The sequence below is a fragment of the Arthrobacter sp. 05T444 genome (genome assembly GCF_056395905.1).
The window spans coordinates 1-12,745 of record NZ_JBFTKK010000010.1 but is presented as its reverse complement, the minus strand read 5'-3'; the positions used below and the strand labels follow the sequence as shown (position 1 = coordinate 12,745).

At 66.2% G+C, this 12,745-nt stretch carries 9 protein-coding genes and 1 pseudogene; 6 read left to right on the top strand and 4 right to left on the bottom strand.

What is annotated here, in order from left to right; all coding sequences use genetic code 11:
- Complete coding sequence (locus AC1DD3_RS11380) at window positions 1-432, top strand: DUF3592 domain-containing protein (RefSeq protein ID WP_476881672.1); 432 nt, start codon at window positions 1-3, stop codon at window positions 430-432.
- Between the two features lie 47 nt (window positions 433-479).
- Entirely contained in the window at window positions 480-1,175 is a 696-nt protein-coding gene (locus AC1DD3_RS11375; RefSeq protein WP_230117428.1) for a hypothetical protein, read from the top strand.
- A gap of 112 nt (window positions 1,176-1,287) precedes the next feature.
- Here AC1DD3_RS11375 and AC1DD3_RS11370 read toward each other — a convergent pair whose 3' ends face one another.
- From AC1DD3_RS11370 to AC1DD3_RS11355, 4 genes are all read right to left on the bottom strand, one after another.
- Window positions 1,288-4,365 carry an FAD-binding and (Fe-S)-binding domain-containing protein gene (locus AC1DD3_RS11370; RefSeq protein WP_476881671.1) on the bottom strand — a complete coding sequence of 1,026 codons (3,078 nt, stop codon included), beginning with the start codon at window positions 4,363-4,365 and terminating at the stop codon, window positions 1,288-1,290.
- Window positions 4,352-6,778 (bottom strand): hypothetical protein, encoded by a 2,427-nt coding sequence (locus AC1DD3_RS11365; RefSeq protein ID WP_230117431.1) that lies wholly within the window; start codon window positions 6,776-6,778, stop codon window positions 4,352-4,354. The genes AC1DD3_RS11370 and AC1DD3_RS11365 overlap by 14 nt, the downstream gene beginning before the upstream one ends.
- 325 nt (window positions 6,779-7,103) lie before the next feature.
- Complete coding sequence (locus AC1DD3_RS11360) at window positions 7,104-8,189, bottom strand: TM2 domain-containing protein (protein WP_476881670.1); 1,086 nt, start codon at window positions 8,187-8,189, stop codon at window positions 7,104-7,106.
- 419 nt (window positions 8,190-8,608) lie between these two features.
- On the bottom strand, window positions 8,609-8,944 hold the full coding sequence (locus AC1DD3_RS11355) for a cupin domain-containing protein (RefSeq protein ID WP_230117433.1): 336 nt from the start codon (window positions 8,942-8,944) through the stop codon (window positions 8,609-8,611).
- Between the two features lie 248 nt (window positions 8,945-9,192).
- Here AC1DD3_RS11355 and AC1DD3_RS11350 point away from each other — a divergent pair, with 248 nt between their 5' ends.
- The 4 genes and pseudogenes from AC1DD3_RS11350 to aspA form a co-directional block, all read left to right on the top strand.
- Window positions 9,193-10,980 (top strand): RecQ family ATP-dependent DNA helicase, encoded by a 1,788-nt coding sequence (locus tag AC1DD3_RS11350; RefSeq protein WP_476881669.1) that lies wholly within the window; start codon window positions 9,193-9,195, stop codon window positions 10,978-10,980.
- 71 nt (window positions 10,981-11,051) lie between these two features.
- Window positions 11,052-11,498, top strand: coding sequence for an SRPBCC family protein (locus AC1DD3_RS11345; protein ID WP_476881668.1), 447 nt, complete (start codon window positions 11,052-11,054; stop codon window positions 11,496-11,498).
- A 66-nt stretch (window positions 11,499-11,564) separates the two neighbouring features.
- Window positions 11,565-12,275, top strand: a complete 711-nt coding sequence (locus AC1DD3_RS11340) for a FadR/GntR family transcriptional regulator (RefSeq protein ID WP_230117436.1) — start codon at window positions 11,565-11,567, stop codon at window positions 12,273-12,275.
- Window positions 12,276-12,595: 320 nt separating this feature from the next.
- Window positions 12,596-12,745, top strand: a pseudogene (aspA, locus tag AC1DD3_RS11335) (aspartate ammonia-lyase); the annotation flags it as partial.

The window sequence follows — 12,745 nt, the reverse complement described above, 5'->3', positions numbered from 1 at the left end:
TTGAAAATCGTGCTGTACGTCATCTGGGCGCTGTTCGTTGCCGGCGTCATTTACTCCGTCATCCACGCGGTCAGGAAGAACAGACAGCACGAGCAGATGGCAGCCGATTGGCCGCGCGTGCAGGCCACCGTGACCGGCAGCCGCGCCGGCTGGAGCGGCGGTACCGGCAACATGACGCCCAACCGGCGCTTCTGGCCCACGTACCAGTTCACCGACGAGCACGGTAGGCCGTTCGGAGGAGAATCCGAGATCTCGTTTGCGGAGCAGCCGGTACCCGGATCGCCGGTGGAGGTCGCCTACAACCCGGCCGACCCCAACGAGTCTTTCCATGTCTCCTCCCAGACAAGAACCGCGCTGGGCTGCCTGAGTCTGTTCTTCGCCGTCTTTGCCGTCGCCCTGTTCTGGTTCATCGGCGTCTTCCCGCTGGGCTGATCCGCCTTCCGCCACCCGTAAGCACAGCGAACTCGTGGAGCAACATCGTGAACAAAATCCTGGCGGCAGCAGCCGTAGTCGCACTGCGTAAGTTCAGGCGCCGACAGCATCTGGCTGGTGGCCTCCGAGGGAGAGCGCCCGTCCCGGCCGCTCTGCTGGCGTTCAGCCTGCTCCTGACCGGCTGCACCGTGACCAGCGGGCCGAGGACGTCCACAACGACGGCTACACTCGCCCCCGGCGCCTTCTCCATGCTCGATGACGCAGGCGTCGAGCAGATCAAGGCGAGCCGGACCGCCCGGCTGGACATGAGTTCTGGGACTCTGGAGAAAGCTGCCGTCAACGTGGGCGTCAGCGAAAATTTCGGGCCCGAGATCAACACCAAGGGTGCCGGTAAGATCGATCTCACGATCGTGGGTCCGGCCGGGGAGGTCACCGGAAAGACGGACAGGATCCGCTTCCTTTCGGGGGAAACACGGGCGGACTTCAGCGAGGTCACGTACTTCCTCACAGCGGGATCCAGGGAGGAGTTCTACGAGCTCATCCGTGACGGCGTGCAGCGCTACGGCATCGCCAAGGAATCCGCCGAAGGCTGGATCAGCTCCACTGAGAGCGACCCGGCCAGTAAGAGCGACTTTTCCATCACGTCGGGCTTCGCCACTGGCCTTGAGGTGAACTACGACCTCCGCTACAACGGGGCCAAGGGCGTCCAGGTCATCATCGTCCACGTCCACCCCGCCGCCTAACCGCGACGCAGCGGGAGGAGTGCCCGCGAGCTCCGTTAGGGATCCGGCGACCAGCCCAGGGGCGTCACCTATGCGGTTTCGACAGGCTCAACCAGCGGGGGTTTCGACAAGCTCAACCAGCGATGCCGGGGTCGAGCAGCTGGGCGAGGTGGCGTCCGGGCCGCTCGGTGTCCAGGTGCTTGACCTGCATGGCGCAGGAGAAGCCGTCCGTCAGCACCACGGACTCCCCGCTGGTCTCGCGCAGTGCCGGCGCCAGCGCCTGCTCGGCCACCAGCATGCTCACTTCGAAATGCTCCTTCTCGAAGCCGAAGTTGCCTGCCACGCCGCAGCACCCGGTGGCGTCCACCACGTCGGTGATGCCGACGGCGGTCAGCGCGGCGCGCTGTGTTCCGGCACCAAAAACCGAGTACTCGTGGCAGTGCGTCTGCAGCACCACCTGCTCCGGCAGCGGTTCGGACGGCGCCGGCGACCAGCCGGCCCGTGCCAGCTGGTCCACATGCGAAGCGAAGCTCCGCACCCGTGCCGCCACCCGTTTGGCCTGGTCCGTGTGGACCAACTCCGGCAGATCCTTGCGCAGCGCGGCCGCACAGCTGGGCTCCACCACCACAATGGGGCGGTCCGTGCCGTCGTCGAGCACTTCGGCGGCCTTGCCCAGCAGCTTCTTTGCGGTGTCGAGCTGGCCGGTGGAGATCCAGGTCAGACCACAGCACGCGTCGGCCGAGCACTCGGTCCGCTCCCCCGCGGCGGTAAGCACGCGGGCAGCTGCGCCTGCGACCTCGGGGCGGAAACCCCTGGTGAACGTGTCCACGAACAGCACCACGCCGTCGTCTGTATTGACTGCACCGGCACCGCCGGCACTCAGGCGAGTCCCGCCGTCGTGCCTCCTGCCGTTCCTGCCCGGCATCACCACGCCGGCCGCGGCAACCTGCTTGCGCCATTCGCTGCCGCCGGCGAACCGTGGCATGGAACGTTCGGTGGTCATCCCGCCCAGCGTGGCTGCCACCTTCGCCAGCGGCGTGGCCAGTACGGCGTTGACCAGCGGCGCCGTGCGGCCGGTGATCTTCAGCCAGCGAGGCAGCCAGCCCAGGGAGAAGTGCGAGATCGGACGCATCCGGCCCCGGTAGTAGTGGTCGAAGAATTCCGACTTGTAGCTGGCCATGTCCACGCCCGTGGGGCAGTCGCTGGAGCACGCCTTGCAGGACAGGCAGAGGTCCAGGACCTCGCGGACCTCCTCGGACTTCCAGCCCTCCTCCACGGTGCGCGCCCCGCGGACCATGTCCTGCAGCACCCGGGAACGGCCGCGGGTGGAGTCCTTCTCGTCGCGGGTGGCCCGGTAGCTGGGGCACATCACGCCGCCGGCGTCCGTGCGGCAGCGGCCCACGCCGATGCAACCCTGGACGGCGTGGACCCACGGGTCGATCCCGCTACCACCGGCGTGCGCCGGGTTGTCCGTCTCCGCAGCCGACCCGCCGCCGGAGTGCAGCGGCCGGAGGTCGAAGCTGGTACGCCACTCCCGCTCCGGCACGCCGTCCAGCGACAGGTTCTCATCCATCGGGTCCGGGTCCGTGAGTGACCCCGGGTTCAGGATGCCCGCCGGGTCCCACAGGCTGCGGTAGGCGGCAAACGCCTCCAGCATCCGCGGCGAATACATGAGCGGCAGCAGCTGCGACCGGGCCCGGCCGTCGCCGTGCTCGCCGGAGAGCGAGCCGCCGTGCCGCACCACCAGCCGCGCGGCGTCGGCCGAGAACCGACGGAACACGTCCCGGCCCTCCGCCGCGCGCAGGTCGTACGTGATGCGGATGTGCATGCAACCGGCGCCGAAGTGCCCGTACATGACGCCCTGCAGGCCGTAGCTGTCCAGCAGTCCGCGAAAGTCCGCCAGATAGTCGGCCAGGTTCTCCGGCGCGACGGCGGAATCCTCCCACCCGGGCCAGGACTCACCGCCTGTGGAAAGACGGGACGACAGCCCGGCGCCGTCCTCGCGCACGCGCCACAGCGATGCCCGCTGGGTTGGGTCGGGAACGGGCCGGCCCGCCACGAGGCGCCCGTTCTGCCGCAGCCGCTCGAGCAGCCTGTTGGCCTCGGCCGCGACTTCGGCGGGGTCGTCGCCGTCGAGGTCCACGTACAGCCAGGCCTTGCCCTCCGGCAGCCCCAGCACCGCGCCCTCGCCGCGGCGGAAGCGCATGGTGTCCACGATCGCCTCGTCAATGCCTTCCACAGCGGCCGGGGAGAATTCGAGGATGGTTTCGATGTCCCGCGCCGCGTCCACCACGTCCGCGTAGCCGAGGCACACCAGCAGGGCACTGGCCGGCTTGGGCACCAGCTTCATCCGGGCTCCGGTGACGATCACGCACGTGCCCTCGGAGCCCACCAGGGCACGGGCCACGTTGAAGCCCTTCTCCGGCAGCAGATTGTCCAGGTGGTAACCCGAGACCTGCCGCTGGATCCGGCCCAGCTCCACGCGGAAGTCGGCCATATTGTTGTGCGCCAGCTCCTGAAGCGAGTCGGTCAGGGCGGCGGCGCGCGTCGCCGCAACTTTGTCCGCCGCGTCCGTGGCGCGCAGGCCCGTGGCGGTGGCGGTGAGCCGGGCGCCGTCGGAAGTGACGACGTCGAGCTCCACCACGTGGTCCGATGTGCGGCCGTAGCGGACGGAGTGGTTCCCGCACGCGTCGTTGCCCAGCGAGCCGCCCACGGTGGCGCGGTTCTTCGACGACGGGTCCGGGGCGAAGGTGAACCGGTTGCCGGTGGCTTTCTCCACCTCGCGCGAAAGCACGGCGAGCACCACGCCGGGATCCACGGCCACGGTGCCCGCCGCCTCGTCGATCCCGTGGATCCGGTGCATGTGCCGGGAGAAGTCCAGCACCACGCCGGGCCCGATGGCGTTGCCCGCCATCGACGTTCCGCCGCCGCGGCTGATGAGCGGGGTCCCGGTCTCCCGGCACACCGCGAGCGCTGCCTCCACGTCCTCCACGGACCGCGGGAACACCACGGCCAGCGGCGGCACCCGGTAGTTGGAGGCGTCGTACGCGTACTCGGCCAGGCGGCGCGGCGAACTGTCGGCGCTGATCCCCGCTGCGGACAACCTTTCCAGCACCTTCTGCTGTGCGGCGTTATGCACCGTGCCGGACTCTTCAGCGGAAGGTACGACGGCGGCGACGTCCGTAGCGGCGGTAGCGTCAGTCTGCTTCATATTGGCCAGCGTAGTCCTCAGGTGTCTCCTTCAGCTGGCGCAGCCACGCCTTCAGCTGGCTGGCGTCCGGTGCCATCAGGACCCGCTGTTTGATGCCTTCCCTTAGCCCTGTGATGAACGGGCCCGGGTCGCCGGAGCCAGCCGCGTCCGAGGCATTCTCCGCTATCCATGGATCCTGGATGGTCTTCGGCGATTCAATCCCTGCGTGCACCAGCGCGCCCACCACTTCCACCCGGAACGGGTAGATGTGCCAGGCATCTCCGCTGCCTGGCACGGCTTCCGCCCGGCGCACAAGCGCCGCCAGCCTGCACAGCCGTTTGAGGACCAAGGGGCTTACCTGAAGGTAGGCGCTGATGTCACTCTGCCCCACTTCCTTCTGGTGCAGGTCACCGGGCTTTGCTAGGCCTGCTTCCCGGAGCTGCTTCTCATAGGGCGCGAATGCCTCCAGCTTCCAGAAGTCCTGCCGGGCCGTCACGCCCAGAAACTGAAGAAAGGCCGGGCTGGAACGGAGGTCCTTCAGCTCGGGATCCTGCCGCGCCCATACCTTGAGTCCCGGGATCGTAAAGGCATACCTCAGCTTCTCCGTGACTTCGGCTTCGCTAGCCAGTCCGCCCTTCCTGGCAATGCTGCAGGCGGCAGCGTAAGCCGCGCCGGGCGCGAGTGAGGCGCATGCCTCGTTGTACCAAGTGACGAAGTACGGGAGCGGGTGGCCAGTGGACGGGCTTGCTATTTTCTCCCAGGCTTTGGCGCCCGCGTCGGCTTCCGCGTCGGATGCTACGCCGCTGCCGGCTCCGAAAAGGTCGTGGTAAGCGAGTGCAGCATGCAGGCGCATGCCGTGAGCCAGTGGTCCGGGGACGCGAACGCGCCTGCCGGGCTCGAGCGAGTTCAGCAGATCATGGGCACGTGCCCGGGCTTGTGAACGTAGCGCCTTGAATTCGTCCGTCACGGGCAAGTTGAGAACTGCGCTCAGGAAGGTCATTTCAATCCGGTACAGCAGACACGTGTAGCCCGCCGCCGACTTGGTCTCGGCGTCCATGTCGTTTCTCATCGCTTTGGCCTTGTGGGACAGCCAATCCGCATACTTCTTGAATGTTTGTGAGTCAGTAGCGTGCCGGTACATTCGGTTTTGCAGCGCTATTTCTGCCAGCATGTTCTCCGGGTCCAAATCAATGGCCTTACCCAAGAGCGTCCTCCCAGGATCCCCTGCTGCCCATTCCTCCGTGGTCGCTATGTCATGCAAACCGAGACTCCGCCAGTCCGTCGCACCGCACAATCCCTCGAATCCGTGGTGCTTGCCTGCCAGCGTGACGAGCACGAAGGCGGCAGCCATTTTGTGCAGCTCCGACGCTGTTCCAGAGCCCGGTTTCGCCTGCGATCCCTTTCCGGCCGGCGCCGCTCCTCCCCCCGCCTTCCCCGGCAGGCCAAGTGCCGTCCGGTCTATGGTGGCCGCGGCCACCGCCCAACTGTTGCGCGTCATGGCAACCGTTATCGAATTCTCGTTGGCAGGCGAAACCACCACGTTCCACGGCGTGACACCAAATATTGAAGTCAGTATCTTTTGGGCCGCCGCCAGAACCTTGTTGCTGAGTGCGACGGTGAGGGCGCTGTCTCCCAGTGCCGACACATCTGTGCCCTGAGGGACCTCGATTCCGCGCGGAGGTGCGGCGCCAAGTTCGTCGAGGAGTGCGGCAACATAAGAGGCGTCAGCTTTGCTTGGCTCGTCGTCGTCGCCGCGAACCTCCAGCGAGATGCGAAGCCTGCTGCTGAGATAGAAGGCCAGGGACGCTGCACCGGCGAAAGGGACCAGGCACACGCCGGCGAGCGCCCAGAAGGTGCCTGCGTCTAAACTCTCTGCTTTCAGCGCCGCCAGCACGGAAACTATCCAATAGGAACCCCCGAATATCAGTCCCAGACCGGCAAATAGCAGCACTGCCCGCAGCACAGAAGTAACTTTGAAAAAAGGCATCTTCGGGACAAAGGCGAGAAGCCTCCCGATGAGCAGAAAGAAAACCACAAGGCCAAGCAACGCCAGCCCCGCACCTGACAACGGGGTAGCAACGTTCTTCACAAAGCGGTCCCAGTCATTGGCCGCCTGCTTCGCAGGGTTGGTCTCGGGTTTCTGGGGCTCGTCTGCCATCTGCTGGGCCTTCAGGATGGCGTTGAGCCGTTGTTCCTCGCACGCCGTGCTCATGGTCTGGGCCTGTTGAGGCACTGGCCCGCGAATCTTGTCGATAAGCGCCAGCGCATCCGCGGGTCTCTTGTTGCTCGTGAGCTCCTGGGCCTTTTTGCACGCGTCTTGAAGGGGCTGCGCTGGTGCGGCGATTGCGCCCGCCGTCTCACCTGCTGCGTCCGCCCGGCCCACGACGAACCCTGGTCCGGCAGGGACGAATAGCACGGCAAGTGACAGCAACATGCCTAGGAGTAAGGCCCTGGCTTTTCGCAGCCGGTGTCGATCGAGGAAGGTTTCTGATACTGCCACAGGTATCGAAGCAGCTGCATTCGAAAGTTCTCTGCTCATGGTTTTCGCCGACCTTAGGAGCCGTTGTGGCTAATTTTGCGCTCGTGACGGATAAAGGGAAAGAGCGGTTTTGGCAGGTTGAATGTGCCTGCTGACGGTCGATAAAGGCGATGGCCTGCGACTCCGACATGCAAAATGGCCCCGGCAGACTCAGAGGTCTGTCGGGGCCATTCGTCGTTAAGGTCAGGGCATCCACCCTGGCGGAGGCCGCTCAGAGGCGCTACTTCGCCGTAATCGTCCAGTCACCCTCGGACTTGATCTGCACGAAGCCGGGCGTCAGCTGGACCGTGCCGCTGTAGGTGCCATCCTCGTCGACCGGCAGTTCCGGAGCGTCGGCACCGAAGCCCTCCACCAGAAACTGACCTTCGCCCTTGTTGGTAATGGCAGCCTTGTCGGTGGGCGCGTCCCAGTAGATGACTTTGTCACCGTGCCCGCTTGCCTTGCCGGTGGCCGTGGGGACGGCGTCCACATCCTCCACCTTCAGGGTCCAGGCTGCGTCGGCGCTGATGGCGAACTCGGAGGTTGCGGAACCGGTGCTGGTGTCCACAAGGTGGGAGCCGGTGTAGCCGCCGACGGTGTTCACGAGCATGATTTCGGCCCCGTTCGTCTCCAGAACCGTGTTGCCCGAGCACGCCTTGCAGGTGAAGGTCACCAGCGCCGGTATCCCCTTCAGGTCCACAGTCTTGACGTCGTCGCCGGTTCCCGCGAAGGACTGCGCAATCAGACGGGGACGGTCATCGCCGGCAACAGCTTCCTCGGATGCCCCAGCCGACGCGGAAGGAGACGGAGCCGCGGACTCGTCCGTGAGAGGCGCAGCCGAGACGATCGGCGACGTGCCGGCGCTGTTGATGGCCAGTGCCGCGCCGGCCCCGATGACGGCACCCACGAGGCTGCCGCCCACCACAAGCACCGCGGAGACGGCAATCGCCACCACCCTGTGCTGCGCATAGCCAGCCAACGGCCGGCCGGCCTTGTCCCGCTGCTTCCCCGCCAGGATGAGGATCAGGTCAATGAGGGTCCAGAAGCCCAAGCCGCCGGCAGTCAGCAGCTTGGCAGTGCCTGTACCGATCTTGCCAAGGTAGAAGCGGTCCACGCCCAGGCCGCCGAGGAACAGCGACAGCAGCCAGGTGGTGACGAAGAACTTCTCCGGAGCCGCCCCGAACTGCGGAGCATACTGCTTGCCCGCGTACTGCCCCTGCCCAAACCCGCCGGGGCTCTGCTGGCCTTCAAAAAACCCCGGCGCACCATAGGTGGTGTAGTCGGGCGCCGGCGGAGGTGGAGGCGGGGTCTGGCCGGGCTGGCTCATGGCTGTCCTTTCGGGCTGGCGACGGCAGGGGTCACCGATTTGGGCGGGGTGATGGGTTTGCGGCGAGTACCGCGGGTGGCTGCTGAGCCGTTTGGCGGACCATCGGCTCGGCGGGAAGGGGAGGTTGCAGGTAGCGCTGGGGACTGTCCGGACTCTCAGCTTTTGAGGGCTGGCTGGTTCCGGACGTCGCATTGAGTCAGGACGGCGCAGTGAGTCACAGGGGTGAGTTCACCGGAAGTGACACGAGTGATCCCACTTGAGTGTTTTCACGGCTGATTTCACACGGCTTTATCGCTTGCACATGCGCTGATATCCCCCAGTTTGACGCTCCGGCGTCTCCGCCCCCTGAAGGGATATTACACGTGCCCGGACAGTCCAAACAGCACTGTCCACGCCGGTGCGGCCAACGTCACCAGTGCCTACTGCCTGATCTTCGCCACCGTCATCAAAAAGGCTGAATCTTCCTCTGCGTCCAGGCTGTGCAGCCCGTCCGGAATGATCAGCAAATCACCTGTTTTGCCCTGCCAGGATTCGCCGCCGGACCGCAGCCAAAGCGAGCCGCGGAGGACAAAAATGGTTGCCTCGCCGGGGTTCTGGTGCTCACTGAGACTCGTCCCCGCCTTGAGCGCCATGACCGTTTGGCGCATCACCTTCTCGTGCCCGCCGAACACGGTGTCGGCAGCCCGCCCGCTGCCGGCCGAAACTGCAGCCTCGAGCTGCTGCGTGGCCAGTGCGTCAATCGAAATCTTCTGCATGGGGCAACCGTACCCACCGGCGGGGCGCAGGGAAATGGGCAATCGCTCCAGGCCCGCCCAGGCCACCGTAAGAGTTCACGCCCCCAGGCGGTTCCCCGCCCCAGTCCGAAGCCCACGGCCCCTCTGACCGCTGACCCTCGAACCGATGAACTGCGACCGGCAGGGAGGTGCCGGCCGGAGCTGGGACCGACATGACGCCCGGCGAACCTGGGACTAGGGTAGATTCCACGGCTGAAGACACCCGGCCAATGGATCGCACCCACGGAGCTGCCACCATGACCGAGGCCCTCGCCGCCAGTGACACCCACGCCAGTGACACCAACGCCACCCCCACCGAAAACACCACCGATTACGACGCCGGCCTCCGCCAGCTCGCTGCCGGAACCTTCGGACTCCCCCACCTCCGCGAAGGCCAGCTCGCCGGGATGCGCGCGCTCGCCGCCGGCCGCGACGTCCTCGCCGTGATGCCCACCGGCTACGGAAAGTCGGCCATCTACCAGGTGGCCGCGCTGCACCTGCACCAAAACCGAGCCGGCCACAGCGGAAGCCCGGATGCCCCCGCAGGCGGTCCCGCCGTCGTCGTTTCCCCGCTGATCGCGCTGCAGGAGGACCAGCTGGACGGCCTGCTGGAGGACCTCGGCGGGGACGCCGCCGTCGCCATCAACTCGGGCCGCAGCGATTCCGAAGTGAACGGCGCCTGGGAAGCCGCCGAACGCGGCGACGCCGTCTTCCTCTTCCTCGCCCCCGAGCAGCTGGCCAAGACCGAAACCGTGGAGCGCCTCGCCGCCCTGAACGTCTCGCTGTTCGTGGTGGACGAGGCCCACTGCGTCTCGTCCTGGGGCCACGATTTCCGCCCCGACTACCTCCGACTCGGCGAGGTCCGTGGGCAGCTGGGCAACCCGCCCGTCGTCGGCCTCACCGCCACCGCCTCTCCCCCGGTCCGCGACGAAATCCAGCAGCGCCTGCGCATGAAGGACGCGCTGGTCCTGGTCCACGGCTTCGACCGGCCCAACATCCGGCTCGACGTGGTCCGCCACCTTGAGGACCGGGACAAGCGCCGCGCCGTGGTGGAGCAGGTGGCTGAACTCAAGGGTCCGGGCCTGCTCTACGCCGCCACCCGCAAGGACACCGAGGCGTACGCCGCTGAGCTCACCGAGCGCGGGCTGCGCGCAGAGGCCTACCACGCCGGGCGGAAACAGAGTGAGCGGGACCGCGCCCACGAGCAGTTCCTCGACGACGGGCTCGACCTCGTGGTGGCCACCACCGCGTTCGGCATGGGCATCGACAAGCCCAACGTCCGCTTCGTCATCCACGCCGACATCCCCGATTCCCTGGACAGCTACTACCAGGAGATCGGCCGCTCGGGGCGCGACGGCGAACCGGCCGCCGCCGTCCTGCACTACCGGCTCGAAGACTTGGGCCTGCGCAAATTCTTCGGCACGCACACTCCGGACGAGGAATCGCTCATGGCTGTTCTTGTTGTCCTGCGCGCCGCTGACGGACCGTTGAAGCAGAAAGTCCTTGCCGAGCAGACCGGCTTTTCCCCGCGGAAGCTCACCGGATTGCTGAACCAGCTGCAGGAGACGCGCGCCGTGAAGACCGGCAAGCGCGGCATCCGGCTGGAATCCGGCGCCAAGCTGCCCGCGGTGGTGGAGCGCGCCGTCGAACTCGCCGAAGCGCGCCAGCGCGTGGACCGCTCGCGCATCGAGATGATGCGCGGCTATGCCGAGACTGACTCCTGCCGGCGCCAGTTCCTGCTGGGCTACTTCGGCGAGGACCTCCCCGAGCCCTGCGGCAACTGCGACAACTGCGCCGACGGCTCCGCCTACGAGGAGGATTACGACGACGGCGCCGCGGCCGCCGCGGGCGGGGAACCGTTCCCGCTCCAGGCCTCTGTTGTTCACAAGGAGTGGGGGCCGGGCCTGGTGATGCGGCACGAGGAGGACGTGATCACCGTGCTGTTCGAGCAGGAAGGCTACAAGACGCTGTCCCGGCAGGCCGTCCAGGAGGGCAAGCTGCTGACAGTCGCGAAGTGACGGCCAGCCCCGCCGAATCAGGAAGGGGAAGGCCACTTACTCCCGGGACCGTCCGGTGCCAGAGTCGGAACATGACTGAACAGCCAGGCGGACTGGTTCTGACCTTGGAATGTACTCTCGATGCGCCCCGTGAGCGCATCTTCAGCCTGCTGACCGAACCGCCGGAACTGGTGAAATGGTGGGGGCCGCGCGGCTTCACGACGCCTGAAGCGGAAGTCAACCTCCGCGAGGGCGGCGCTTACCGCCTGTCGATGCAACCGCCGGACGGCGATCTGTTCCACCTGGCCGGCGAGTTTTTCGAGATCGACCCGCCGAATCGACTCGTCTATACGTTCCATTGGGAAGAACCCACTCCGGACGACCGTGAAACCGTCGTCACACTGTCCCTTGAGACCGCAGGTAACGCCACGCTTCTCACGCTCTCGCAGACTGGGTTCGCGACGGAGGAGCGCCTTACCCTGCACCGGGACGGCTGGACCGAGAGCTTCGATAAACTCCGGATGCTGGCCAGGGCCTAGGAAATCGACGACAGGGCGCGCCGTCACACGTTGACAGGGAGACGTGACCCGTGCCATATTTCTTGCATGAGCAACCTGTTGGACAGCTGGACAGTTGGACAAGACAAGGTGATCCGGGTCGGCGCCGCCGAAGCCGTGTTCACCTCCCTCCGAAACGCCATCGAAGGCGGCAAGATCCCCGTCGGCGCCAGGCTGGATTCCGAGGCATCCCTGGCACAGCAGTACGGCGTGAGCCGGTCCATGGTCCGTGAAGCACTTCGTTCGTGCAACGCACTCGGGCTGACGGCAACGTACACGGGAAAAGGCACGTTCGTCATCGCCGACCGCGTTGCCCAGGACCTCAAGCTCGGCAAGTATTCGGCACGTGACCTCGTGGAGGCGCGCCCTCACATCGAGGTGCCGGCCGCTGCCCTGGCTGCCGAACGCCGGACTCCCGAGGATGTGGAGGCACTGCGCGAAATCCTTGATGCGATGGCGGACGAGGACGACCTCCAGCACTGGGTGCTTCTGAACGCCGAGTTCCACGCCACCATAGCCCGGTGCAGCGGCAACGGCGTCTTTGCAGGCGTGTTGTCAGACATCCGCGAGGCCATGGCGGACCAGTCGAACACCCTCAACCTGGTAGCTGACCGGCGCAAGGCATCTGACGCCGAACACACGCGCATCTTCAATGCCATTGAGCGGGGATCCGCACAGGAAGCGTCCCGGGCAATGACAAGGCACCTCCACGGGGTGGAGTGCGCTCTGGTCAGCATCGTCCCCGGCGGCGAGAAATAACCATCGAGACGGCTGAATCCTTCTGCCTCCGCGTTGCCTCAACCACTGTTGTCTGGACCGCCTTGCTTGAACTACGTTCTTGATCCGCCCCGCCCGGACCACTTTGCCGGGCCACCTTGCCGGGACGCTGCTGCCTGAACAGCTGCTGACGGTGGCGCATGCCCGGCTACTCCATGATGCGGCGCACCGCTGTTCGGCGTCCTGGGCGGCGGCCATCACCCAGGCCCCACAGACCACTGATTTCCACCGCAGACCAATAACTTCCACCGCAGACCAATAACTTCTGTCCAATCCCGTCAATGAAGCCGTGAGGACCCATCATGACCATCACCAATACCGCTCCGGACGTCCGTTCCGAGCATGATCTCCTGGGCGACCGGGACGTTCCGGCCGCCGCGTACTGGGGTGTGCACACGCTCCGGGCCGTGGAGAACTTCCCCATCACCGGCCAGCCGCTGTCCACGAACATG

Bases quoted from the DNA above. Each gene is read 5' to 3' on its own strand.
- AC1DD3_RS11370 (WP_476881671.1), bottom strand. From the start codon at position 4,365: ATGAAGCAGACTGACGCTACCGCCGCTACGGACGTCGCCGCCGTCGTA.
- AC1DD3_RS11365 (WP_230117431.1), bottom strand. From the start codon at position 6,778: ATGTTGCTGTCACTTGCCGTGCTATTCGTCCCTGCCGGACCAGGGTTC.
- AC1DD3_RS11360 (WP_476881670.1), bottom strand. From the start codon at position 8,189: ATGAGCCAGCCCGGCCAGACCCCGCCTCCACCTCCGCCGGCGCCCGAC.
- AC1DD3_RS11355 (WP_230117433.1), bottom strand. From the start codon at position 8,944: ATGCAGAAGATTTCGATTGACGCACTGGCCACGCAGCAGCTCGAGGCT.
- AC1DD3_RS11350 (WP_476881669.1), top strand. From the start codon at position 9,193: ATGGATCGCACCCACGGAGCTGCCACCATGACCGAGGCCCTCGCCGCC.
- AC1DD3_RS11345 (WP_476881668.1), top strand. From the start codon at position 11,052: ATGACTGAACAGCCAGGCGGACTGGTTCTGACCTTGGAATGTACTCTC.
- AC1DD3_RS11340 (WP_230117436.1), top strand. From the start codon at position 11,565: ATGAGCAACCTGTTGGACAGCTGGACAGTTGGACAAGACAAGGTGATC.